This is a genomic window from Mesorhizobium sp. ES1-3, from assembly GCF_020164795.1.
Lineage (GTDB): Bacteria > Pseudomonadota > Alphaproteobacteria > Rhizobiales > Rhizobiaceae > Mesorhizobium.
On the sequence record NZ_JAIUGW010000005.1, the window covers coordinates 277,727 to 302,887 of the forward strand.

21 protein-coding genes are annotated in these 25,161 nt (G+C 64.7%); 3 read left to right on the forward strand and 18 right to left on the reverse strand.

The genetic code is table 11. From position 1 onward, the window contains the following. Nucleotides 1–4 precede the first annotated feature (4 nt). From kduD to uxaC, 7 genes are all read right to left on the reverse strand, one after another. The gene (gene kduD / locus LB536_RS10665) at nucleotides 5–769 is read right to left on the reverse strand and encodes a 2-dehydro-3-deoxy-D-gluconate 5-dehydrogenase KduD (RefSeq protein WP_224591704.1); all 765 of its coding nucleotides are present in this window, start codon (nucleotides 767–769) and stop codon (nucleotides 5–7) included. Continuing rightward, on the reverse strand, nucleotides 766–1,617 hold the full coding sequence (gene kduI, locus LB536_RS10670) for a 5-dehydro-4-deoxy-D-glucuronate isomerase (RefSeq protein ID WP_224591707.1): 852 nt from the start codon (nucleotides 1,615–1,617) through the stop codon (nucleotides 766–768). Before kduI ends, kduD begins: the two co-directional genes overlap by 4 nt. Before the next feature lie 22 nt (nucleotides 1,618–1,639). Continuing rightward, a complete protein-coding gene (locus tag LB536_RS10675; protein WP_224591711.1) occupies nucleotides 1,640–2,413 on the reverse strand; it encodes a FadR/GntR family transcriptional regulator in 774 nt (257 codons plus the stop codon). Between the two features lie 113 nt (nucleotides 2,414–2,526). Next, a complete protein-coding gene (locus LB536_RS10680) occupies nucleotides 2,527–3,807 on the reverse strand; it encodes a TRAP transporter large permease (protein WP_224591714.1) in 1,281 nt (426 codons plus the stop codon). A 3-nt stretch (nucleotides 3,808–3,810) separates the two neighbouring features. Further along, nucleotides 3,811–4,335 (reverse strand): TRAP transporter small permease, encoded by a 525-nt coding sequence (locus LB536_RS10685; protein WP_140810657.1) that lies wholly within the window; start codon nucleotides 4,333–4,335, stop codon nucleotides 3,811–3,813. A gap of 62 nt (nucleotides 4,336–4,397) precedes the next feature. Next, on the reverse strand, nucleotides 4,398–5,375 hold the full coding sequence (locus tag LB536_RS10690) for a TRAP transporter substrate-binding protein (RefSeq protein WP_140754914.1): 978 nt from the start codon (nucleotides 5,373–5,375) through the stop codon (nucleotides 4,398–4,400). A gap of 37 nt (nucleotides 5,376–5,412) precedes the next feature. Then, entirely contained in the window at nucleotides 5,413–6,825 is a 1,413-nt protein-coding gene (gene uxaC, locus LB536_RS10695; protein WP_224591717.1) for a glucuronate isomerase, read from the reverse strand. Nucleotides 6,826–7,028: 203 nt separating this feature from the next. Here uxaC and LB536_RS10700 point away from each other — a divergent pair, with 203 nt between their 5' ends. Next, on the forward strand, nucleotides 7,029–8,537 hold the full coding sequence (locus LB536_RS10700) for a mannitol dehydrogenase family protein (RefSeq protein ID WP_224591720.1): 1,509 nt from the start codon (nucleotides 7,029–7,031) through the stop codon (nucleotides 8,535–8,537). 144 nt (nucleotides 8,538–8,681) lie between these two features. On the opposite strand, the gene LB536_RS10705 is transcribed toward LB536_RS10700, so the two are convergent. The 8 genes from LB536_RS10705 to LB536_RS10740 form a co-directional block, all read right to left on the reverse strand. Next, nucleotides 8,682–9,089: a F0F1 ATP synthase subunit epsilon gene (locus LB536_RS10705; RefSeq protein WP_140810654.1), complete on the reverse strand. Its 408-nt coding sequence runs from the start codon at nucleotides 9,087–9,089 to the stop codon at nucleotides 8,682–8,684. A gap of 111 nt (nucleotides 9,090–9,200) precedes the next feature. Continuing rightward, nucleotides 9,201–10,775, reverse strand: a complete 1,575-nt coding sequence (atpD, locus tag LB536_RS10710) for a F0F1 ATP synthase subunit beta (protein WP_224591723.1) — start codon at nucleotides 10,773–10,775, stop codon at nucleotides 9,201–9,203. A 70-nt stretch (nucleotides 10,776–10,845) separates the two neighbouring features. Beyond that, a complete protein-coding gene (locus tag LB536_RS10715; protein WP_140754922.1) occupies nucleotides 10,846–11,733 on the reverse strand; it encodes a F0F1 ATP synthase subunit gamma in 888 nt (295 codons plus the stop codon). A 31-nt stretch (nucleotides 11,734–11,764) separates the two neighbouring features. Next, entirely contained in the window at nucleotides 11,765–13,294 is a 1,530-nt protein-coding gene (gene atpA, locus LB536_RS10720; protein ID WP_140810653.1) for a F0F1 ATP synthase subunit alpha, read from the reverse strand. Next, on the reverse strand, nucleotides 13,294–13,854 hold the full coding sequence (locus LB536_RS10725; RefSeq protein WP_224591727.1) for a F0F1 ATP synthase subunit delta: 561 nt from the start codon (nucleotides 13,852–13,854) through the stop codon (nucleotides 13,294–13,296). The genes atpA and LB536_RS10725 overlap by 1 nt, the downstream gene beginning before the upstream one ends. 246 nt (nucleotides 13,855–14,100) lie before the next feature. Next, nucleotides 14,101–14,496 (reverse strand): DUF4345 family protein, encoded by a 396-nt coding sequence (locus LB536_RS10730; protein ID WP_137933072.1) that lies wholly within the window; start codon nucleotides 14,494–14,496, stop codon nucleotides 14,101–14,103. Nucleotides 14,497–14,591: 95 nt separating this feature from the next. Next, entirely contained in the window at nucleotides 14,592–15,287 is a 696-nt protein-coding gene (locus tag LB536_RS10735) for an aspartate/glutamate racemase family protein (RefSeq protein WP_224591731.1), read from the reverse strand. A 49-nt stretch (nucleotides 15,288–15,336) separates the two neighbouring features. After that, entirely contained in the window at nucleotides 15,337–17,520 is a 2,184-nt protein-coding gene (locus LB536_RS10740; protein WP_224591749.1) for a primosomal protein N', read from the reverse strand. Between the two features lie 91 nt (nucleotides 17,521–17,611). Between LB536_RS10740 and fsa the strand changes: the two genes are divergently transcribed. Then, nucleotides 17,612–18,268, forward strand: coding sequence for a fructose-6-phosphate aldolase (gene fsa, locus LB536_RS10745; RefSeq protein WP_140754930.1), 657 nt, complete (start codon nucleotides 17,612–17,614; stop codon nucleotides 18,266–18,268). An 81-nt stretch (nucleotides 18,269–18,349) separates the two neighbouring features. Here fsa and LB536_RS10750 read toward each other — a convergent pair whose 3' ends face one another. From LB536_RS10750 to leuS, 3 genes are all read right to left on the reverse strand, one after another. Then, nucleotides 18,350–20,893: a DNA translocase FtsK gene (locus LB536_RS10750; protein ID WP_224591752.1), complete on the reverse strand. Its 2,544-nt coding sequence runs from the start codon at nucleotides 20,891–20,893 to the stop codon at nucleotides 18,350–18,352. A gap of 254 nt (nucleotides 20,894–21,147) precedes the next feature. After that, complete coding sequence (lptE, locus tag LB536_RS10755) at nucleotides 21,148–21,726, reverse strand: LPS assembly lipoprotein LptE (protein ID WP_224591755.1); 579 nt, start codon at nucleotides 21,724–21,726, stop codon at nucleotides 21,148–21,150. Beyond that, nucleotides 21,713–24,337 (reverse strand): leucine--tRNA ligase, encoded by a 2,625-nt coding sequence (gene leuS, locus LB536_RS10760; protein ID WP_224591758.1) that lies wholly within the window; start codon nucleotides 24,335–24,337, stop codon nucleotides 21,713–21,715. The genes lptE and leuS overlap by 14 nt, the downstream gene beginning before the upstream one ends. A 154-nt stretch (nucleotides 24,338–24,491) precedes the next feature. Between leuS and LB536_RS10765 the strand changes: the two genes are divergently transcribed. Then, nucleotides 24,492–25,154: a YggS family pyridoxal phosphate-dependent enzyme gene (locus LB536_RS10765; RefSeq protein ID WP_224591761.1), complete on the forward strand. Its 663-nt coding sequence runs from the start codon at nucleotides 24,492–24,494 to the stop codon at nucleotides 25,152–25,154. Nucleotides 25,155–25,161: the final 7 nt, after the last annotated feature.

The following is a 25,161-nucleotide window of genomic DNA, read 5'->3' on the forward strand; positions in this document are numbered from 1 at the left end:
CTCCTCACCGCGCCAGCCAGCCGCCGTCCACCGGCACCACCGCGCCGTGCATGTAGTTCGAGGCCGGCGCCAGCAGGAAGACGGCGGCATCGCCAATGTCTCCGGGCTCCCCCCAGCGCCCGGCGGGAATACGCCCGAGGATGGCGGCACTGCGGTCGGGATCGGCGCGCAGCGCCTGCGTGTTGTTGGTCTCGATATAGCCCGGCGCTATGCCGTTGACGTTGATGCCTTTCGCCGCCCACTCGCAGGCGAGCAGCCGGGTGATGCCGAGCACGCCATGCTTGGATGCCGTGTAGGACGCGACGCGGATGCCGCCCTGGAAACTCAGCACCGAGGCGATGTTGACGATCTTGCCCTGGCGTCCCTCGGCAAGGATGCGCCGGGCAAAGGATTGGCACAGCAGGAATGCCGTTTTCAAATTGACGTCGATGACATCGTCCCAATCGGTCACCGTCAGGTCGACGGCATAGGCGCGGCGGATGATGCCGGCATTGTTGACCAACCCGTCGAGCGGCCCGCTTTCGTCCCAGACACGACCGAGCATCGGTCCGGCCGCGCCCGTGTCGGCAAGGTCGGCGGCAACCGCCTCGAATTGGCCGCCCAGAGCCGCGACCTTGCTCGCGGTCTCGGCCATCGACGAGCGGCCGACGCCGATCACCGCGCCCCCGGCGCGCGCGATCGAGACCGCGATGCCTTGGCCGATACCGGTGTTGGCGCCGGTCACCAGGATGCGCTTGCCGGCCAGGCTGAAGGCTGTGAGATCGCTCACCGCAGCGTGTCCATCGCCACCGGGTCGACATCGGTGTAGTCGACATTGTCGCCGGCCATCGCCCAGATGAAGGCGTAGTTGGACGTGCCGGCGCCCGAATGGATCGACCAGCCCGGCGACAGCACCGCCTCCTCGTTGCGCATGACGATGTGGCGTGTCTCGTCCGGCTCGCCCATGAAGTGGAAGACGCGCGCCGCCTCGGGCAGGTCGAAATAGAGATAGGCCTCCATGCGCCGGTCATGCACATGGCACGGCATGGTGTTCCAGATCGACCCCGGCGCCAGCTGCGTCATGCCGACGACGAGCTGGCAGGTTTTTGTTCCCCCGGCATGGATGAACTGGAAGATCGAGCGCTCGTTGCAGGCCTCCTTGCTGCCGAGGTCGAGGCGCTTGGCGTCATCGAGGCGGATCAGCCGGCTGGGATGAGCCTGGTGCGCCGGCGCACTGAGCAGGTAGAACTTGGCCGGCGCGGCCTTGTCGGCCGAAGCGAATGACACATCGCTGGAGCCCATGCCGAGATAGAGCATGTCGCGCGCCTGCAGGTCGAAGGCCTGGCCGCTGGCTTCAATCGTGCCGCCGCCGCCGATGTTGACGGCGATCAATTCGCGCCGGTCGAGAAAACCCCTGGTGCCGGTCGGCTTGATCGCTTCCAACGGCAATGCCGTCGCCACCGGCATGGCGCCGCCGACGATCATGCGATCGTAGTGGGTGTAGGTCAGGCTGATGCGGCCGGGCTGGAAGAGGTCTTCGATGTGGAAATTATGGCGCAGTTCGTCCGTTCCCATGGCGGCGGCCGCGGCCGGGTCGATGGCGAAGCGCGATGTGTAGTCGGTGTGGTTCTGGCTCATCTCTGTCCTGACTTCTGGTCGATCATTCGCCGGCGGCCGCCTTGACCGAACTGGCGTAATAGGCCTGCCGCGCCTGCAGGCGCTCGCGGTAGCGCTGCTGGCTGGCGCCGAGATGGGTGCGCATCGCCTCGCGCGCGGTTTCGGCATCGCCCGCCGTGATCGCGTTCAGGATCACCAGATGCTCGCGCTGCAGCCCGCGCTGGTAGCTGTCGGACTGCACCAGTTCGGTCGACCAGGGCGAGGTCACATCGCACGGAATGGCGCGGCGGCCGAGCACGTCGAGCATCTCGACATAGAACGGATTGTTGGTGGCGCTGGCGATGGCGCGGTGGAACGCAAGGTCGGCGGGTCCGGTCGGCTGGCTGTCGAGCAGCATCCGCTCGAACTCGAAGAAGGCCTCCTGGATCGCCGCCTCCTGCGCGGCGTTGCGACGGACGGCGGCGAGCCCGGCCGATTCGATCTCGATCGCCAGCCGCACCTCGAGCACGTTGAGCGCGATGGAATCCTTGTTGCCCATGTCGGCTGCCAGCGCCCCGAACATGGTCGAGATGTGCTCGGTGACGAAGACCCCGGCGCCCTGCCGCGGCTCGACGAGGCCGTCGGCGGCAAGCTTGGCCAGCGCCTCGCGGATGACGGTGCGGCTGACGCCGAAGGTCTCCGTCAGTTGGCCCTCGGTCGGCAGCTTGTGGCCCGGCAGGATCTCGCCCGCCTGCAACTGCCTGCGGATCGCCGCCACGACGGTTTCCGACAGCTTGGGCTTTCTCTCGACCCTGAGGTCGTTTGCGGTCTCGGACACGTAGTGACCTCCTAGAGCAATTCCAGGAAAGGCGCGTAGCGGTTTTCCGTCCGGAATTGCGTAAAAACAAAGAGTTAGACCTGCTCAGCGATTCCACCGATCGCTGAACAGCTCTAATGGAACAGGCCCGGCAGCCACAATGAGATTTCCGGTATGTAGGTAACGAGCATCAGCACGGCGAAGGCGGCGCCATAGAATGGCCAGATCGAGCGCATCGCCGTCCAGATCGGAATACGGCCGATGGCGCAGCTGACGAACAGCACCGCGCCGACCGGCGGCGTGCAAAGGCCGATGCCGAGATTGAGGATGAGGATCACGCCGAAATGCACGGGATCGACGCCATAGGCCATGACCACCGGCAGGAAGATCGGCGTCGTGATGATGATCAGCGGCGACATGTCCATGAACGTGCCGAGGATGAGCAGGATGAGATTGAGCAGCAGCAGGATGACAAGCTTGTTGTCGGATACCGATTGCAGGAAGGCGACGAGCGAGGCCGGCACCCTGAGATAGGCGAGCAGCCAGCCGAAGGCGGCCGCGCAGCCGATGATCATCAGCACCATCGCCGTCGTGCGCACCGCTGCCGTCGTGGCGGCGACGAAGTCGCCCCAGCTCATCGAGCGGTAGATGATCAGCGTCACCAGGAAGGCATAGACGATGGCGATGCAGGAGCTCTCGGTCGCGGTGAAGATGCCGGACCTGACGCCGCCGAAAATGATGCCGATCAGGATGAGCCCGGGAATGGCGGCGACAAGCAGCTGCAAGGCCCGGCCGAAGCCGGCGAACGGCTCCGTCGGGTAGCCGCGGCGGCTGGCGACCCAATAGGCCGTTGTCATCAGCGACAACGCCAGCAGCAGACCCGGCAGCACGCCCGCCGTGAACAGGTCGGCGATCGAGATACGGCCGCCGGCCGAAATCGAATAGATGATCATGTTGTGGGACGGTGGAATGAGAAGGGCGATGATGGCGCCGACCGACGTGATGTTGACGGCATAGTCGACGCCGTAGCCGCGCGCCTTCATCTGCGGGATCATCAGTCCGCCGACCGCGGAGGCATCGGCCACCGCCGAGCCCGAAATGCCGCCGAACAAGGTCGATGCCGCGATGTTGACCTGCCCCAGACCGCCGCGCAAATGGCCGACCAGGGAGCCCGCCAGAGCGACCAGCCGCGCGGCGATGCCGCCACGCACCATCAGGTCGCCGGCGAAGATGAAGAACGGTATGGCCATCAGCGAAAAGACGCTGACGCCGGAATTCAGCCGCTGGAATACCACGACCGGAGGTAGGCCGAGCGTGAGGATCGTCGCGAAGCTGGCGACGCCGAGGCAGAACGCGATCGGCGTGCCGATGATCAGCAGGAAGACGAAGGTGCCGAAGAGAACGGTGAGCGCCATGGTTCAAAGCTCCTCGCCGGTCGCATGGATGTCGGCGTCGACGGGCAGGCCGGCAAAACGCCCGGCCAGTCGTTCCAGCGAAAAAAGGCATACCAGCGCGCCACCCAGGATCACTGGCAGGAAGCTGACGCCCCCCGGCAAAGCCAGCGAAGGCATGACCGTGTTCCAGGTCAGCCTGGCCAGTTGTACGCCGTAGACGATCATGCCGGCGCCGAAGGCCAGCACGACGAGATCGGAAATGCTGCGCAGCACCGCCTTGGCCGAGGCAGGCAGGACATAGAGCAGCACGTCGAAGCCCAGATGCGTGCGCTCGCGCACGCCGACGGCGGCACCGAGAAAAATGAACCAGCCCATCAGCAGCACCGAGAAGGATTCGGTCCAGCTCGGCGAACGGTTCAGCACATAGCGCGAGAACACCTGCCAGAAGATGATGATCGTCATCAGCGTCAGCCCGGCGCCGCTGACCCAAAGCGCCAACCGGGCAAGCCCGGAGAGCACCCGTTCCGCGCTCAGCCAGAAGCCTCGCATGGCCGACGCGCCCGAAGGCAGCGCGGGGACCTCCGCGCTGCTCGGTCCGTTGCCCGTGCCGTTCATTTCTCGGCCTGTATACGGGCGGCCAGGTCCTTGAGCTCGGGTGTCGACAGGTACTTGTCGTAGACCGGCTTCATCGCGTCGATCAGCGGCTGCTTGTCGATCTCGCTGACCTTGACGCCCGCGGCCTCGACGATGCCGCGCGACTTCTTCTCCTGCGCGTCCCAGAGTTCGCGCATCTTGACGACGCTGTCCTTGGCCGCCTGGCGCACGATCGCCTGGTCTTCCGGCGACAGCTTGTCCCAGCTTGCCTTCGACATGACCAGCACTTCCGGCACGATCTGGTGTTCGTCCATCGTGTAATGCTTGGCGACTTCGTAGTGCTTGGCGGATTCGAAGCTCGGCCAGTTGTTTTCGGCGCCGTCGATGACGCCGGTCTGCAGCGCCGAATAGACTTCGCCATAGGCCATCGGTGTCGCATTGGCGCCAAGCGCGTTGACCATGTCGACGAACACGTCCGATTGGATGACGCGGAACTTCATGCCTTTCATGTCGGCCATCGAGGTGATGTCCTTCTTGGTGTTGTAGAAGGACCGCGCGCCGGAATCGTAGAAGGCGAGACCGACGAGATCATGCGCCTCGAACGCCTTCAGGATCTGGTCGCCGATCGGCCCGTCCATGACGTGGCGCATGTGCTCGACGGAGCGGAACATGTAGGGCAGCGACGGCACGGCGGTCTCCGGTACGATGCCGTTGAACGGTCCCATCGAGACACGGTCGAGGTCGATGACGCCGGCCTGGGTCTGCTCGATCGTGTCCTTCTCCTCGCCGAGCTGCGCCGAGTGATAGACCTCGATCGAATAGCGGCCGGCGGTGCGCTGCTTGATCAGGTCGCCCATGTACTTGACCGCCTCGACGGTCGGGTACCCGTCCGGATGGGTATCCGAGGATCGCAGCACGGTTTCGGCATTGGCTATGCCGATCAGCAGCGAGCCGAAGGCAAACGTGGCCGCCGTCAATTTCGAGAAATGCAACATTACTGACTTCCTCCCTTTGAAAATCGAAACGTCCGGCTCAGAGCCGGTACGCATTCTTGGCAAGCGTGTAGGCAAGCTCCTTCGCGAGTTCATGCGCCTCGTCCTCACGCAGCCGGTGCTCGGCGACGAGACGCGCCAGGAACGCGCAATCGACGCGGCGCGCCACGTCGTGACGGGCGGGGATCGACGGAAAGGCGCGGGTGTCGTCGTTGAAGCCGACCGTGTTGTAGAAGCCGGCGGTCTCGGTCGTCATCTCGCGAAAACGGCGCATGCCTTCCGGACTGTCGTGGAACCACCAGGCCGGCCCGAGCCTCAGCGCCGGATAGACGCCGGCCAGCGGCGCCAGTTCGCGCGCATAGCTGGACTCATCCAGCGTGAACAGGATGACGGTGAGATCGCGCTCCAGCCCGACACAGTCGAGCAGCGGCTTCAGCGCCGTCACATAGTCGGTGCGCGTCGGGATATCGAAGCCCTTGTCCCTGCCGAATTTCTGGAAAACGCCAGGCGAATGGTTGCGCCAGGAGCCCGGATGGATCTGCAGCACCAGCCCGTCATCCCGGCTCATCTTGGCCATCTCGGTCAGCATCTGGGCGCGAAACAGCTTTCGTTCGCGCTCGTCCTGCGAGCCGGCGCGGACCCGGTTGAACAACTCCTGCGCAGCGGCATCGGACAGATTGGCGGTCTCGGCCGTCGGATGGCCGTGATCCGTCGAGGTCGCGCCGAAACTCTTGAAGAAGGCGCGCCGCTGGCGATGCGCGTCGAGATAGCCGGCCCAGGTCCCGGTGTCGCAGCCGGTGATCTCGCCGAGCCGGTCCAGATTGGCCGAAAAACCTTCGAAATCGGGATCGACGACGGCGTCCGGCCGATAGGCGGTGACGACGCGGCCCTCCCAGCCGCTGTCGCGGATCATCTGGTGCCATTTGAGATCGTCGAGCGCGCCTTCGGTCGTCGCGATGACCTCGATGTTGAAGCGTTCGAACAGCGCGCGAGGACGGTAATTCTCCCACTGCAACACCGTCGCGATCGTGTCGTAATGGCGATCGGCGGTTGCGGCGCTCAACGGCTCTTCGATAGCGAACAGATCCGCGAGCACATGGTCGAACCATAGCCGGGTCGGCGTGCCACGGAAGAGATAGTAGTGCTCGGCGAACAGCCGCCAGATCGCCCTGCCGTCGGTTTCGACGGGCGCACCATCGAGGGTCGGTACGCCGAGAGCCTCCAGCCGCACGCCCTGGCTGAACAGCATGCGAAAAATATAGTGGTCCGGCACGATGAGCAGCTGCGCGGGGTCGGGAAACGGCTCGTTCAGCGCATACCAGCGCGGATCGGTGTGGCCGTGCGGGCTGATGATGGGCAGGTCCTTGATGCCGGCGTAGAGATCGCGGGCGATCGAGAGCGGACGCGCCTCGGCTGGAAACAGCAAATCCGCATTGATCAGTGCCACGGCCATCCTCCCGGCCCTATCGGTAGGGTTGACCAGAAATAATGTCAACATACAAAAATTGGATTGTTGTATGATGACTTTTGAGCAAAGCTGAGCATTGTCGGGGAACGCCGCCGGTGTTACGCCGCCAGTGTTCCGCGGCTTGCGATCCGCCTCCGGATCACCGCCGTTCCATGACCAGCCGTTTCACGAGATGAGTGCGCGAACCGATGACAGACCGCCGCCTTTCCAACCGCACGGCGCCCGCATTGCCGGCCAAGGTCGCCGCTCCTCGATACGATCGCGGTGCGATTGCACCGGGCATCGTGCATCTGGGCGTCGGCGCCTTTCACCGCGCCCACCAGGCCGCCTATGTCGATGAATGCCTGGCGGCCGGCGAAATGGGCTGGGGCATAACAGGCGTGTCGCTGCGCAGCGCCGACACGCGCGACGCGCTGGCGCCGCAGGATGGGCTTTACACACTGGCGGTCCGCGGCAGCGGCGGCGAGAAGCTGCATGTCATCGGCTCCATCGGCTCGATGCTGGTGGCGCCGGAAGACCCGGCCGCGGTGCTGGCGGTGCTGACCGATCCGCGCATCCGCATCGTGACGCTGACGATCACCGAGAAAGCCTATCTGCGAGCGGCCGCCGGTGGGTTGGACGCGGCGCATGCCGACATCGTCCACGACCTGGCCAATCCACAAAAGCCGAAGACGGCGCATGGCTTTCTGACCGAAGCGCTCGCCCGGAGGCTGGCTGCCGGCACCCCGCCTTTCACCGTGCTTTGTTGCGACAACCTGCCCGCCAACGGCGCCACCTTGCACAGGCTGCTGATCGAATTCGCTGAATTGCGCGATGCCGGTCCTGGTTCGGCGGGCGATGCTAGGATCGCCGGCCACATCGCCGGTCAGGTCGCATTTCCCTCGAGCATGGTCGACCGCATCGTGCCGGCCACGACCGATGCCGACAGGGCGCGGATATCAGGTGAACTTGGTATCGAGGACGCCTGGCCCGTGATGACCGAACCCTTCAGCCAATGGGTGATCGAAGACAGTTTCCCCACGGGCCGCCCGGCCTGGGAAAAATTCGGCGTCACCATGGTCGGCGATGTCGCTCCCTTCGAGGATATGAAGCTGAGGCTTCTCAACGGCGCGCATTCGGGCATCGCCTATCTCGGCCTGCTCAGCGGCCACCCCACGGTCGATCGCGCCTTTGCCGATCCGGCGATAAGGCGGTTCGTCGATGCGCTGTGGGAGGAGGCCAAATCGACATTGCCGGACGACGCCGGCCTCGACACATCAGCCTATACGGCCGAGCTTGCCGAGCGTTTCTCGAACACGGCACTTGCCCACTGCACGGCGCAGATCGCCAATGACGGCAGCCAGAAACTGCCCCAGCGCATCATCGCCTCGGCCATCGAGTGTCTCGAAGCCGGCACCGAACTGGTCCACCTTACGCTGGTCGTTGCTGCCTGGATCGCCGCTTGCGCGGCGCGCGGAAAAACCTTGCCGGAGGGCCATTTCACCGATCCGCTCGACGCGCAGCTAAGCGCGCTTCTGGACCAGCAGCTGCCGGCCAACGAAACCGTGACGGCGGTGTTCGATCTGGCCGGCTTCGCCAGGGATCACGCCGAGCGCCAGACGCTGATCGAACTCGTCGCCGTCCATCTCGTCCACCTGCGGCGGGACGGCACGACCTTGGCTTTTGCTGCGCTCGGCATAGACGCCAAAGGGCCGTAAGGCGGAACTGGCACGGATCAGCGGGCCATAGAGGACTTTGATGCCGGCGCCACAGCATCGCGCCATAGCTGAATTCTCGCCGCTCGAACGAAACAAAAAAGCGAGGCAAGTGCCCCGCTTTTCACTTCGCTTCTGAGTTGAGGGTCAAGCCGGCAAAATGGCGCCTTCCAGCGTGGTGAGCTGGCCCAGGAATTGTTCGGCCTTGCTGCGCGCCTGATCGTCCTTGGCGTCGGCGGCGTCTTCCCTGGCTTCCTGGATACGGCGGGCGAGATCGGCACGGTCGACGTCCTTCACCGCGACGGCCGATTCCGCCAGCAACGTGCAGCCGGCCGGAACGATGTCGGCGAAGCCGCCGAACACGACATAGCGTTCTTCGCTCCCCGAGGCGTTCTTCACCGTGACAACGCCCGGCTTGATCGTGGTCATGACCGGTGCGTGATGGGCCATGACGGTCATCTCGCCCTCGGCGCCCGGGATGACGACGGATTCGACCTCGGCGGAAACCAGCAGGCGCTCCGGGGAAACCAGTTCGAACTTGAAAGCTTCAGCCATGATCAAATTAGCGAGTAGGGAATAGTGAGTAGGAAGTAGGGAGAGAGGACAACCGCCCGATCACCCAGCCGCTATTCACTACTGACTACTGACTACTCCCTATTCCCTTGATTAAGCCGCTTCAGCCGCGAGGCGCTGTGCCTTCTCGACCGCTTCGTCGATGCCGCCGACCATGTAGAAGGCGGCTTCCGGCAGGTGGTCGTAGTCGCCGTTGCAGAGGCCCTTGAAGCCCTTGATGGTGTCGGCGAGGTCGACCAGCTTGCCCGGCGCGCCGGTGAACACTTCGGCGACGAAGAACGGCTGCGACAGGAAGCGCTCGATCTTGCGGGCGCGGGCCACCGTCTGCTTGTCCTCTTCCGAGAGCTCGTCCATGCCAAGGATGGCGATGATGTCCTGCAGCGACTTGTAGCGCTGGAGGATCGACTGCACCTGGCGGGCGACGCCATAGTGCTCCTCGCCGACGACCAGCGGGTCGAGCATGCGCGAGGTCGAGTCCAGCGGATCGACGGCCGGATAGATGCCCTTTTCGGCGATCGACCGGTTCAGCGTCGTCGTCGCGTCAAGGTGGGCGAACGAGGTCGCCGGCGCCGGGTCGGTCAAGTCGTCGGCCGGCACGTAGATCGCCTGCACCGAGGTGATCGAGCCCTTGGTGGTGGTGGTGATGCGTTCCTGCAGCGCGCCCATGTCGGTGGCGAGCGTCGGCTGATAGCCCACGGCCGACGGGATGCGGCCGAGCAGCGCCGACACTTCCGAGCCCGCCTGCGTGAAGCGGAAGATGTTGTCGACGAAGAACAGCACGTCCTGGCCCTGGTCGCGGAAATATTCGGCGACCGTCAGGCCGGTCAGGCCGACGCGGGCACGCGCGCCCGGCGGCTCGTTCATCTGGCCGTACACCAGCGCCGCCTTCGAGCCTTCGCCGCCGCCCTTCTTGTTGACGCCGGATTCGATGAATTCGTGATAGAGGTCGTTGCCTTCGCGGGTGCGCTCGCCGACGCCGGCGAACACCGAGTAACCACCATGCGCCTTGGCGATGTTGTTGATCAGTTCCTGGATCAGCACGGTCTTGCCGACGCCGGCGCCGCCGAACAGGCCGATCTTGCCGCCCTTGGCGTAGGGTGCGAGCAGGTCGAGCACCTTGATGCCGGTGATCAGGATCTGCGCTTCCGTCGATTGTTCGATGTAGGCCGGAGCCGGCTGGTGGATCGAGCGCAGTTCGACCGCGTCGACCGGGCCCGCTTCGTCGACCGGCTCGCCGATGACGTTGATGATGCGGCCGAGCATGCCCGGGCCGACCGGCACGGCGATCGGGCCGCCGGTGTCGCGTACTTCCTGGCCACGCACCAGACCTTCGGTGGAGTCCATGGCGATACAGCGCACGGTGTTTTCACCCAGATGCTGGGCAACTTCGAGCACCAGTCGGTTGCCGACATTGTTGGTCTCGAGCGCGTTCAGGATCGGCGGCAGATGCTCGCCGAACTGCACGTCGACGACAGCGCCGATGACCTGGCGGACCTTGCCGACAACCCCGGTGGTCTTGGTGGCCACGGCCTGCGTCTTGGCTGCTGCTGCCCTGGCCGGAGCCGCCTTTGCTGCCGCGGCCGGGGCCTTGGCGGCCTTCGCGGGGGCTGCTGCCTTGGGGGCTGCCGTCTTCGGGGTTGCCTTCTGGGGGGTCGCTGCTTTCGCCATCGTCTTTACCCTTTTCGTCCTTTGTTTCTCACGCGGTCCGGTTCGCGGGCCAATGACCCGCGGACCGCGCCTAGAGCGCCTCGGCGCCCGAAATGATTTCGATCAGTTCCTTGGTGATCTGCGCCTGCCGCTGGCGGTTGTAGGTGATCGACAGCTTGTTGATCATCTCGCCGGCGTTGCGCGTCGCATTGTCCATGGCGCTCATCTTGGCGCCCATTTCGCCCGCCGCGTTTTCGAGCAGCGCGCGGAATACCTGCACCGCGATGTTGCGCGGGATGAGGTCGGACAGGATTTCGCCCGGCTCCGGCTCATACTCGTAGACGGCGCTGGCGCCATCCGCCGACTCGGGCTGAGCCGAAGAGGCGGAAGCTGCCGGAATGATCTGCTGCGCGGTCGGAACCTGGCTGATCACCGACTTGAACTGCGAGTAGAACAGCGTGCAGACGTCGAAGGCGCCCTCGTTGAATAGGTGGATGACCTTGCGGGCGATCGCATCGGCATTGACGAAGCCGAGCGTCTTGACCTCGCGCAGATCGACGCGTTCGATGATCATCGCGGCATAGTCGCGGCGCAGGATGTCGAAACCCTTCTTGCCGACGCAGATGATCTTGACCTGCTTGCCATCGGCCAGAAGCCGGCGGATATGGTCGCGGGCATGACGGGCGATCTGCGAATTGAAGCCGCCGCACAGGCCGCGCTCGGCGGTGCAGACGACAAGCAGATGCACGTCGTCCTTGCCGGTTCCAGTCATCAGCGCCGGGGCATCGCCACCGCCACCGACAGCCTGGGTGATGTTGGCCAGGACGGAACCCATGCGCTCCGAATAGGGACGCGCCGCTTCCGCCGCCTCTTGCGCACGGCGCAGCTTCGCCGCGGCGACCATCTGCATCGCCTTGGTGATCTTCTGCGTCGCCTTGACCGAGGCGATACGGTTACGAAGGTCTTTTAATGAAGGCATGCTTCAAACCTGATCCCGTCTTGCACTTCGCTCAGGCGAAGGTCTTGGCGAAGGCGTCGATCTCGGCCTTCAGCTTGGCGCGCAGATCGTCCGAAAGCGCCTTTTCCTTGCGGATGGCGTCGAGGACGTCCTTGCCGGCCGAACGCATGTGGCTGAGCAGGCCGTGCTCGAACTTGCCGACCTGGTTGACCGGCAGCTTGTCGAGATAGCCGTTGACGCCGGCGAAGATCACCGCGACCTGCTCTTCGGTCTTCAGCGGCGAGAACTGCGGCTGCTTCAACAGCTCCGTCAGGCGCGAGCCGCGGTTGAGCAGGCGCTGCGTGGCGGCGTCGAGATCCGAGCCGAACTGCGCGAAAGCAGCCATTTCGCGGTATTGCGCGAGCTCGCCCTTGATCGAGCCGGCAACCTGCTTCATCGCCTTGATCTGCGCCGAGGAACCGACGCGCGACACCGACAGGCCGACGTTGACGGCCGGACGGATGCCCTGGAAGAACAGGTTGGTTTCGAGGAAGATCTGGCCGTCGGTGATCGAGATCACGTTGGTCGGGATGTAGGCCGACACGTCGTTGGCCTGCGTCTCGATGACCGGCAGCGCGGTCAGCGAGCCGCCGCCCAGATCGTCGTTGAGCTTGGCGGCGCGCTCGAGCAGGCGCGAGTGCAGGTAGAAGACGTCGCCCGGATAGGCTTCGCGGCCCGGCGGACGGCGCAGCAACAGCGACATCTGGCGATAGGCCACCGCCTGCTTCGACAGATCGTCATAGCTGATCAGCGCATGCATGCCGTTGTCGCGGAAATATTCGCCCATGGTGCAGGCCGTGAACGGCGCCAGGAACTGCATCGGCGCCGGATCGGAAGCGGTGGCGGCGACGATGATCGAATATTCGAGCGCGCCGCGCTCTTCCAGCACCTTGACGAACTGCGCGACGGTCGAGCGCTTCTGGCCGACGGCGACGTAGACGCAGTAGAGCTTTTCCTTCTCGGGGCCGTTGTCGTGCACCGACTTCTGGTTGAGCATCGTATCGAGGATGATGGCGGTCTTGCCGGTCTGGCGATCGCCGATGACCAGCTCGCGCTGGCCGCGGCCGACCGGGATCAGCGCGTCGATGGCCTTGAGACCGGTCGACATCGGCTCGTTCACCGACTTGCGCGGGATGATGCCCGGCGCCTTGACGTCGACGCGCTTGCGCTCGGTCGCCTTGATTGGACCCTTGCCGTCGATCGGATTGCCGAGCGCGTCGACGACGCGGCCGAGCAGGCCGGGGCCGACAGGCGCGTCGACGATGGCGCCGGTGCGCTTGACGGTGTCGCCTTCCTTGATGTCGCGGTCGGCGCCGAAGATGACGACGCCGACATTGTCGGCTTCGAGGTTGAGCGCCATGCCGCGGATGCCGCCGGGGAATTCGACCATTTCGCCGGCCTGGACATTGTCGAGACCGTAGACGCGGGCGATGCCGTCACCGACGGACAGGACCTGTCCGACTTCGGAGACCTCGGCCTCCTTGCCGAAATTCTTGATCTGGTCTTTCAGAATTGCGGAAATTTCCGCGGCGCGGATGTCCATCAGCCGACCTCTTTCAGTGCAAGCTTGAGCGAATTAAGTTTGGTTTTGAGCGACGTATCGATCTGGCGCGAGCCCATCTTGACCACCAGCCCGCCGAGCAGCGACGGGTCGACGGTGACGGAAATGGCCACGTCCTTGCCGGCAACGCTCTTCAGCGCCGCCTTGAGTTCGGTCTGCTGCGCCGCCGTCAGCTCATGCGCCGAAGTGACTTCGGCGGCAGCCTCGCCACGGTGCTCGGCGGCGATCTGGCGGAATGCCTTGATCATGCCGGGCACCGCGAACAGGCGGCGGTTCTTGGCAACGACGCGGAGGAAATTGCCGGTCAGGCCGGTGATGCCGGCCTTGTCGGCGATCGCCGCGATGGCCTTGGCCTGGTCTTCGCTGGAAAACACCGGGCTGTTGATCAGCCGGGTGAGGTCCGCGCTGCCCGCGAGCAGTGCCTCGAAACCGTTGAGGTCGGCCTCGACCTTGGCCACGGAATTTGCCTGCGATGCCAGTTCGAACAGCGAACCGGCATAGCGTTCTGCGACACCTGAGATTGGCGATGACGATTGAGCCACGGACCGTCTTTTCTCTTGTCTGACAGGCCGCAGATTGTTGGCGCGAGCAAAAACTCTGGCTAAATCTTTGACCTTACTGCATTTTTCCAAGCACGGAGGCGCGGCTTCCGCTATCCCCGGCCGAAAGTCGATTGCCGTCTAGCACAGGCATTTTAAGACCGCAATGCGTCGTTCCGCATGGTTTTCAGGCACTATTGTCGCATCCGGCGAAAGATCAGCGTCCTGCGCGCCGGAATAGCCTCGGATTCAGGGCACAAAGCCGAAGGCAAAGGCGAGCGGCAAGGCGGCGAGCGCCAATTCCACCACGATCGAAACCCAATTGAAAGGTGTATTGGCGCCATCCGACATCATCGACAGCAGCCGGCCGAAGGCGGTGAACAGCCAGGAGAAGCCGAGCGCCATGTAGACCAGCGGCTGCGCGAGCAGGATGCAGCACAGGCCGACCCCGAGATAGAAGCCCGACATGCGGCCTCGCCCTTCGGCGATCGCCGCCGCCTTCTCGGGTTTCGCCTGCAGGCGCAGGATGCGGAACGCCAGAGCCGGCGCCAGGAAGAACAGAAGGCCGAGCAGGACGGTGAAGACCGCGCTCGACCAGGCCAGCCATTCGCCCTGGCTCGTCGGCCATGGAAGCGCAAAATCCATCGTGTCCCCTCGAAATGCCTGCTTGAAATTGCGGGGCATTCTAGCGGAGGAAAAATGCCGCGCCAGATGGCTCCAGCCACTTTAGGAGACGCGCATCAACCGAGCGCGAATTCCACCGCCGCCTCGGCATGGATGCGCGTCGTGTCGAAAACCGGAATGTCGAAATCGCCCTGGCCGATGAGCATGGTGATCTCGGTGCAGCCCATGATCAGGCTGTCCGCGCCCTCTTCGCCGCGCAAGCGGTTTGCCTCGGCGACATAGGCGGCCTTCGAGGTTTCGGTGACGACGCCCTGGCAGAGTTCCTCGTAGATGACGCGATGGACCATGTCGCGCCCGGCGTCGTCAGGCACCACTGGCGACAGGCCATATTTGTCGGCAAGCCGGCCCTTGTAGAAATCCTGCTCCATGGTGAAGCGTGTCGCCAGCAACGCCGGACGCTGCATGCCGGCTTTTCTGATCGCCATCGCAGTGGCATCGGCGATATGGATCAGCGGGATCGACACAGCCGCCTGCACCTGGTCGGCCAACTTGTGCATTGTATTGGTGCACAAAAGCAGGCCTTGCGCGCCGCCGGCCTCGAGTTTGCGCGCGGCATCGATCAGCAGCGCGCCGGCGCCGTCCCAATCGCCATGATGCTGCCGCTCGGCAATCTCAGAAAAATCGAACGACCAGAGCAGCAGCTTTGCCGAATGCAGCCCACCCAGCCGCTCGCGCACGATCTCGTTGAGCAGGCGATAATAGATGGCAGTCGATTCCCAGCTCATGCCGCCGAGCAGGCCAAGGGTTTTCATTGATCTTTCCGTTTCTCTCGCCGAGACAACTGTAGCTGAAATTGAGTCCCTACAAAAAACTCTGCGGGTCGATGTCGACCTGCACCCGGATCGAGCCTCGCTGCTTCGGTCCGTTGGCGAGCATGGCCCGGATAAAACCTTGCATGTCGGCGCGCCGTTCGCCCTGGATCAGCAGGCGGAAGCGGTGGCGTCCGCCGAGCAGGGACAGCGGTGCTTCCGCCGGCCCGAGCACGAACAGGTCCGACGCTTCCGGTGCCGCGCGGCGCAGGCCGCGTGCATGGCCCTCCGCCTCCGCCCGCGTCACCGCGCTGACGATGACGCCTGCCAGTCGGCCGAAGGGCGGCAAGGCGGCGCGCTCGCGCTCCGAAATCTCACGCTGGTAGAAAGACTCGGCATCGCCTGAGACGATCGCCCGCATCACCGGATGGTCGGGCTGGAAGGTCTGCAGCAGGCCAAGGCTCTTCTTGCCGGTGCGGCCGGCACGGCCGGTCACCTGGCTGAGCAGCTGGAAGGTACGCTCGGCGGCGCGCGGATCGCCATTGGCGAGGCCGAGGTCGGCGTCGACGACGCCGACCAGCGTCATGTTCGGGAAATTGTGACCCTTGGCGACCAGTTGCGTGCCGATGACGATATCGGCCTCGCCATTGGCGATTGCCTCCAGCTCCAGCCGCAACCGCCGTACGCCCCCCATGATGTCCGACGACAGCACGATGGTGCGCGCGTCCGGGAAATGCGTGACGACCTCCTCGGCAATGCGCTCGACCCCCGGCCCGCAAGCAACCAGATGATCGAGCGTGCCGCATTCCGGGCAGGCTTCGGGACGGCGCTCATTGTGACCGCAGTGATGACACACCAACTGGCCGCGAAAGCGGTGTTCGACCAGCCAGGCCGAGCACACCGGGCAGCCGAAACGGTGGCCGCAGACCCGGCACAGCGTCAGCGGCGCATAACCGCGCCGGTTGAGGAACAGCAGCGACTGCTCCTTCTTCTCCAGCGTCCGGCGCATATGGTCGATCAGCACCGGCGACAGGAAGCCGCCACGGGCGGGCGGCGCGCGGCGCATGTCGATCGACTTGAGATCGGGAAGTGCCGCCTCGGCGAAGCGGGCGGAAAGAACCGCCCTGGCATAGCGGCCCTGGCTGGCATTGACCCGGCTCTCGACCGACGGCGTTGCCGATGCCAGGACCACGGGGAAGCCGCCTATATGGCCGCGCACGACAGCCATGTCGCGCGCATTGTAGAAGACGCGGTCTTCCTGCTTGTAGGCGGGGTCGTGCTCCTCGTCGACGACGATCAGGCCAAGCTCCCGGAACGGCAGGAACAGCGCCGAGCGGGCGCCGGCAACGACGCGCACGCCGCCTTCCGCCACTTGCCGCCAGACTTTTTCACGCATTCTCGGCGGCAGGTCCGAATGCCATTCGCCCGGCTTGGCGCCGAAACGTTGCTGGAAGCGTTCCAGAAAGCCATGCGTCAAGGCGATTTCCGGCAGCAGGATGAGCACCTGCTTGCCCTGCTCGAGCGCGGCCGCCACAGCCTCGAAATAGACCTCCGTCTTGCCCGAACCGGTGACGCCGTCGAGCAACGCGACGTTGAACTCGCCGGCCGCGACATTGGCGCGCAGCATCGACGCGGCCTCGTTCTGGTCCGGCATCAGTTCCGGAACGGCATAGCTTGGGTCAGGCGCGGCCACCACAGGCCGCGGCGGGATCATCACCGTCTCGAACACGCCTTGCGCCTTCAGCCCGTCGATCACGGTCGACGACACGCCCGCGGCATGGGCAAGCCCGGAGCGCGTCCAGGCAAGGCCACCTTCGGCCGTCTCCAGCACGCGTGCCCTGGCATCGGTCATCCGGTCGGGTACGAGCAGGGTGCGCTGCAGCCCTTCGATCCAGGGTTCGGGATCAAACGCCTCCGGCGCCCTGAGCAGCATGCGCGCCACCATGCCCGGCGCCGACAGCGTGTACTGCGCCACCCAGTCGACGAAGCGGCGCATGGCACGGTCGATCGGCGGACAGTCGAAAACCTGCTCGATCGGGCGCAATTTCCTGGCGTCGACCTGCTCGACCGCGCCGTCCCAGACAATGCCGGCGACCTGGCGAGGCCCAAGCGGCACGCGCACGATCGAACCCGGCACCACGCGCATGCCGACCGGCACGGCATAGGTGTAGGGGCGTTCGGCCGGCATCGGCACCAGCACCGGCGCGGCCGCGACAAAGGGCGAATCTTCGATCATGAGGCGTGACCTTGCCCTGACTTTGGTCTAGATCAAAGAGCAACGCTGAACGTGCCTTCCCAAGCACGACGAAATCGTCAGGAGACCCGCCATGAAATTTTTTGCCGACACCGCCGATATCAAAGAGATCAAGGAACTGAACGATCTGGGACTGCTCGATGGCGTCACCACCAATCCCTCGCTGATCCTGAAATCGGGCGGCAAGATCATCGAGGTCACCAAGCAGATCTGCGACATCGTCGAAGGCCCTGTCTCGGCCGAGGTCGTGGCGACCGAGTTCAAGGACATGATGGCCGAAGCCAAGGTGCTGGCCAAGATCGCGCCCAATATTGCCATCAAGGTGCCGCTGACACTGGACGGCCTGAAGGCCTGCAAGACCATCCGCACCGAGATGAACCGCATGGTCAACGTCACGCTGTGCTTCTCGGCCAACCAGGCGCTGCTCGCGGCCAAGGCCGGCGCGTCCTTCATCTCGCCCTTCGTCGGCCGCATCGACGATACCGGCTCGGACGGCATGGAGGTGATCCAGGAGATCCGTCAGATCTACGACAATTACGACTTCCAGACCGAGATCCTGACCGCTTCCGTGCGCACGGTGAACCACGTCAAGCAGGCGGCTCTCATCGGCGCCGACGTCATCACCGCGCCGCCGGCGACGCTGAAGGCGCTGGTCAATCATCCGCTGACCGACAAGGGCCTTGCCGCTTTCCTCGCCGACTGGGCCAAGACCGGCCAGAAGATCAGCTGAGCGATCCGCTACCAGATATGAAAAAAGGCCGGGCAACCGGCCTTTTTTCATGCGCCGTGGATCAGAGAGCAGCCTGCCCGGTCAATCCGTGCCATCGTCGGGGAGCGCGGTCGGCGACGGGCGCTTGCCCGCCATGATCTCGCGCTTGCCGACATGGTTGGGCGCGCCGACCAGGCCTTCCTTCTCCATGCGTTCGACCAGTGAAGCCGCGCGGTTGTAACCGATGCCGAGGCGGCGCTGGATGTAGGACGTCGAACATTTCTTGTCGCGCAACACCACCTTGACCGCCTCGTCATAGCTGGAATCGCCATCCTCGGCGGCAACGGCTCCCTTGTCGAAGACCGCTCCCTGGTCGCCTTCCTCTTCCTCTTCATCCTCGTCGGCCGTCACGGTCTCCAGATATTCGGGGCGACCCTGCGCCTTCAGATGCGCCACGACATGCTCGACCTCGGCGTCGGAAACAAAGGGTCCGTGCACGCGGGCGATGCGCCCGCCGCCCATCATGTGCAGCATGTCGCCCTGGCCGAGCAGCTGCTCGGCGCCCTGCTCGCCCAGGATGGTGCGACTGTCGATCTTGGAGGTGACCTGGAAGGAGATGCGGGTCGGGAAATTGGCCTTGATCGTGCCGGTGATGACGTCGACCGAAGGCCGCTGCGTCGCCATGATCAGGTGAATGCCGGCGGCGCGCGCCATCTGCGCCAGGCGCTGGATGGCGCCTTCGATCTCCTTGCCGGCGACCATCATCAGGTCGGCCATCTCGTCGACGATGACGACGATGTAGGGCATCGGCGCCAGGTCGATCTCCTGCTGTTCGAACAGCGGCTCGCCGGTGCCCTTCTCGAAGCCGGCCTGCACGGTCATGACGACCGTCTCGCCCTTGTCCCGGGCTTGGGCGGCGCGCTCATTGTAGCCGTCGATGTTGCGCACGCCGAGCCGCGCCATCTTGCGATAGCGATCTTCCATCTCGCGCACCGCCCATTTGAGCGCGGTTACGGCCTTCTTGGGATCCGTGACGACGGGGGTGAGAAGGTGCGGGATGCCGTCATAGACGGACAGTTCGAGCATCTTCGGGTCGACCATGATCAGCCGGCATTCTTCGGGCTTCAGCCGGTAGAGCAACGACAGGATCATGGTGTTGATGGCGACCGACTTGCCGGAGCCGGTGGTGCCGGCGACGAGCAGATGCGGCATTTTCGCCAGCTCGGCGATGACGGGTTCGCCGCCGATCGTCTTGCCAAGGCAAAGCGCCAGCTTGCAGCTGGTCTTGCGGAAGCCCTGCGATTCGATCAGTTCGCGGAAATAGACGGTTTCGCGGGTCTCGTTCGGCAGCTCGATACCGATGACGTTGCGGCCGGGCACCACGGCGACGCGCGCCGAGACCGCCGACATGGAGCGGGCGATGTCGTCGGCGAGACCAATGACGCGGGAGGATTTGACGCCCGGCGCCGGCTCGAACTCGTAGAGGGTGACGACCGGACCGGGGCGTACGTGGATGATCTCGCCGCGCACGCCGAAATCCTCCAGCACGCTTTCCAGGAGATCGGCATTCTGCTCGAGCCGCTCCTGCGACATGTAGAAGCCCTGCCCTTCCGGCGGCTGCTGCAGCAGTTCCTCGGAGGGAAGCTCGTAGCTTTCGCCCGTCACTGGCCGCGCAACCTTGCCAGCCATGGGCAGCGACGGTGCGCGCATGGCGGGAACGGCTTCCTCCGCGCGCTGCACAAGTGGGGCGGCGCTGCTTGCAGCAGGCGCCATCGCGGCCGTCGTCCGAGCCTGCCGGGCAGCCCTGCCCGCCGGAACGGGCTGCTCGGCCACGGCCTCGTTGGAGTTGGCCGGAAAGACGTCCGGAGGGGCGGACGGGGCCTGGCCCGGAAGGCATTCGATGACACGGAACAAGGCGGTGACATCGGCCACACCGGGCGCGGAGATATCGGCCCGTGCCGCGGCAACCGGCGGAGCCGCGATCGGTGCACGCGAAACTGGGTTGACTGAGCGGGCCGGCGACGTCACGTCAACCAGAAGCGGCGCCAAGCCCTCGAAGAAGGCATGATCGGAAAGATAGGGCCGCCGGACTTTTTCAGCAGGGGGAGTTTTGACTGGTGCGCCATTCCCGCCGACGGGCGCCGGGCGCGTGGCCGCTCGAGCGGGCACCTTCGGAGCCGCGGGCGGAACACCTTGCGACGTCTCGCCGCCGCGTGCTGGCTGAGCGGGCGCGGCCGGCGACGGTCCGCGATGCATGACGACGCCGGGCCCCACTTGCTGCGTCGGGGGCGCCTGCGGGCCACCCTGCCCGGCAACCTCGTCCTGCGGCGGGCGGTGCTTGGGCTCATAGTCCGGGGTGCGTGTAAAACGCACATTGGGCGCAAGGAAAAAATACTCTTGCCAGGCAGGGCTTTCGGTATCGCCGCCCTGCGGGAAGGCGTTGCCCGCCGCGGGCTTGCCATTCGGCCCCGCGGAGGACTGCCTGTCGCTGCGGGGATCGGCAACCCGCCCGGATTGGCCGGCATAAGAAGCACCGGGCTGGCGGATATCCACCTTGCCGCGCGGGCCGCCGGCGCGCTCCCCTTCGGGGTCATCGGGCGAAGCTGTGTGCAACGAATTGACCCGAGAAAAACGCCTGGCTTCCATGCTCAAGACTCACTGTGGAACGTCTGCTGAGCAATAGGGAGCGAGTGGTTAACAGTTGCTTCCGTCAGTGCCGTTGGAGCGACCGAAAAATATCTTTCGCGGCGATGGCCGAACGATACGGATTCGAGCGCTGGATCGTATTCGACGATTATCCACGTGCGCCGGGCGAGCATGAGCAAGCGCTGGCCCTTGGCCATCGGAAACGGCCCAGGCACCAGGATCGAGAGGACGTCTCTCGTGAACGAAGAGTGGCGCTAGCTGGCCGTCTTGCCGTGCCGGGCCAGATCCTGGGCGATGGACAGTTGCAGGGCTTCGGCCAGTTCGCGCGCGGCACGGTTCTCGGCGTCGATCTGCGCCCGGTAGGAAGCAAATTCCTGACGCGGCTTGTCGAAGGACGAGGTGATCGCCCGCTTGCCGACCGCGATCACCGCGCCGGTTTTCGCGTCGGTCAGCGTGTAGCCGGCGGTCAGCGTCACCGAACCGGCGGTCGGCTCGTCCTGGTCGGTTCCAACCTGGACGAGCGCCGAGGATTCAACGGCTTCGGTCACGCCGAGATCGAGCGAATAAAGCGGCGAGGCCGGCTCGCCGGCGCCGCGCCCGAACCCGAAGATCAGGTTGTTGCGCACCTGCTGGGCATAACGCGTCCGGACCGGCTTGACGGCGATCGACGCCATCTCGGCATTGGCGGTCGAACCCGTCGACAGCGGCGCGCTCGAATAGAGCGGCCGCACCTGGCAGGCCGAGACGAGCGCAAGCGAGCCGACGAGGCCGGCAAGCGCGATGCGGCGCAGCAAACGGCTCAACTCTGTCTTTTCCTGATCAGGCAACGACATTGACGATCCTCTGCGGCACGATGATCACCTTGCGCGGAGCCTTGCCTTCTAGTGCTTTCTGCACGAAGTCGAGAGCCAAGACCGCTTTTTCGACCGCACCTTGGTCCGCGTCGCGGGCAATTGTCAAATCCCCCCGCTTCTTGCCGTTGACCTGCACCGGATAGGTGACTTCGTTGTCGACGACCAGCGCCGGATCGAAGACCGGCCACGGCCGTTCGGCAACCAGATCGGTGCCGCCCAACTCCTCCCAGCACTCTTCGGCAAGGTGCGGCATGACAGGCGCGATCAGGTGCACCATGATCTCCACGGCCTCGCGGCAGGCGCTTTTCAGCGCCGTATCGGCCTTGCCTTCCGCCACCTCGTTGAGCGGGGCGGTCAGCGCGTTGGCCAGTTCATAGATGCGGGCGATGGCACGGTTGAAGGCGAGCTTCTCGATGTCTTCGCCGACCGCCTTCAGGATTTTGTGCGCGGCCTTGGAAACGGCCCCCGCCTCGCCATCATTGGCCGCCTTGGGCGTGACGCCTGCCAGCGTCTCGGCCGCCGTCGACACCAGCCGCCAGATGCGCTGCATGAAGCGATGCGCGCCGGCGGCACCGTCGTCGGTCCACTCGACATCGCGTTCGGGCGGCGAATCCGACAGCATGAACCAGCGCGCCGTGTCGGCGCCGTAGCCGTCGGTGATGTCTTCCGGGCTCACAGTGTTCTTCTTCGACTTCGACATCTTCTCGAGCGGGCCGATGGTGACCGCCTCGCCGGTGGCGATGTCGATGGCGCGGCGCTTGCCGTCGACATCCTCCAGCCGCACTTCGGTCGGCGCCAGCCAGCGGCCATTCGATGCCGTGCCGACGCGGTAGGTTTCGTGCACCACCATGCCTTGCGTGAACAGGCCCTTGAACGGTTCGGCCAGGTCGACATGGCCGGTCTCGCGCATGGCGCGGGTGAAGAAGCGCGAATAGAGCAGATGCAGGATCGCATGCTCGATGCCGCCAATATACTGGTCGACCGCCAGCCATTCGTTCGCCGCCTTGGGATCGGTCGGATCATGCGCCCAGGGTGCCGTGAAACGGGCGAAATACCAGGACGAATCGACGAACGTGTCCATCGTGTCGGTTTCGCGCCGGGCGTCCTTGCCGCATTGCGGGCACTTCACATGCCGCCACGTCGGGTGCCGGTCGAGCGGATTGCCCGGCCGGTCGAAATCGACATCGTCCGGCAGCTTGACCGGCAAGTCGGCCTTCGGCACCGGCACCACGCCGCAATCCTCGCAATGGATCATCGGGATCGGGCAGCCCCAGTAGCGCTGGCGCGAAATGCCCCAGTCGCGCAGGCGGAAATTCACCTTGCGCTCGGCCATCGGCCGGTTGCCGATCGTCTTCTGTTCCAGCAGGTTCGCGACCTCGTCGAAAGCCCGGTCCGGTTTCATGCCGTCGAGGAAGCGCGAATTGATCATCGCGCCATCGTCGACATAGGCCTCGTCGATGATCTGGAAAGCCGACGGGTTCTCGCCGTCCGGCATCACCACCGGCACCACCGGCAAGCCGTATTTGTTGGCGAAGTCGAGGTCGCGCTGGTCATGCGCCGGGCAGCCGAAAATGGCGCCGGTGCCGTATTCCATCAGCACGAAATTGGCGACGTAGACCGGCAGCGTCCAGGTATCGTCGAAGGGATGGACGACGCGGATACCGGTGTCGAAACCCTTCTTCTCGGCCGTCTCCAGCGCCGCCACCGACGTGCCCATATGGCGCACTTCGTCGATGAACTTCGCCAGCGCCGGATCGGTCTCCGCAGCCTTCTTGGCCAGCGGATGATCGGCGGCGATCGCCATGAAGGAAGCGCCGAAAATAGTGTCGGGCCGCGTCGTGTAGACTTCCAGCTCATGCTCGCCGGCAATTTCCGAGGCCAGCGGCCAGCGGATCAGCAAGCCTTCCGAACGGCCGATCCAGTTCTGCTGCATCAGCTTCACTTTTTCGGGCCATTCGTCGAGGCCGTCCAATGAATCCAGCAGGTCCTGCGCGAAATCGGTGATCTTGAAGAACCATTGCGTCAGCTCGCGCTGTTCGACCAGCGCGCCTGAGCGCCAGCCGCGCCCGTCGATGACCTGCTCGTTGGCGAGCACCGTCATGTCCTCCGGGTCCCAGTTGACCTTGGAGGATTTGCGCGTCACCAGCCCCTTCGCGACGAAGTCGAGGAACAGCATCTGCTGGCGGTGGTAGTAATCGACGTCGCAGGTGGCGAATTCGCGCGCCCAGTCCAGCGACAGGCCCATCACCTTGAGCTGCTCGCGCATGGTGGCGATGTTCTGGTAGGTCCACTCCTTGGGATGGACCTTGTTTTGCATGGCCGCGTTCTCGGCCGGCATGCCGAAGGCGTCCCAGCCCATCGGGTGCAGCACGTTGAAGCCCTTGGCCCGCTTGTAGCGCGCCACCACGTCGCCCATCGTATAATTGCGGGTATGGCCGATATGGATGCGCCCCGAAGGGTAGGGGAACATCTCCAGCACGTAGTATTTCGGGCGCGGATCGTCATTGTGCGCTTCGAAAAGCTTTTTTTCGGCCCAGGCCTTCTGCCATTTGGGCTCTGACGCGCGCGGATTGTATCGTTCGGTTGCCATGGGACGTTTTTCACTTAAAAGCATGCGGACTGCGGGCAAGAGCCCGGCAGTTCACGAAATGTGGTCCGGGTGTTCACCATGGTTTGGCAAACCCGTCAACCATATGGGCATCGCGGCTGACAAAAACGCGGGTCAAAAACAGCGGGATTTGCATATGGGCGACACCGTTCAGCAGTTTTTCGCGGTCAGGGCGAAGATCGCCGCCGCCGAGCAGGAAGCCGGCCGTGAAGCCGGCGCGGTGACGCTGGTGGCGGTCTCCAAGACCTTCGACGCCGTCGATATCCAGCCGGTGATCGAGGCCGGCCAGCGCGTCTTCGGCGAGAACCGCGTCCAGGAAGCACAGAGCAAATGGCCAGCGCTGAAGGAAGCTTCCCCCGATATCGAACTGCACCTGATCGGCCCGCTGCAGTCGAACAAGGCCAAGGAGGCGGTGGCGCTTTTCGACGTCATCGAGACCATCGACCGCGACAAGATCGCCGCCGAGCTCGCCAAGGAAATTGCCCGGCAAGGCCGTGCGCCAAAGCTCTATGTTCAGGTGAATACCGGTTCGGAACCGCAGAAGGCCGGCATCGAACCGCGCGAGGCGGTCGCCTTCGTCAAGCGTTGCCAGGAAGTCCACGGCCTCGCCATCGAGGGCCTGATGTGTATTCCGCCGGCCGACGAAAACCCTGGCCCGCATTTCGCACTGTTGGAGAAGCTCGGCAAGGAAGCGGGCATCGCCAAACTGTCGATGGGCATGTCCGGCGACTACGAGACCGCGATCGCCTTCGGCGCCACCAGCGTCAGGGTCGGTTCGGCGATTTTTGGAAGCAGGTAGTCCGGCC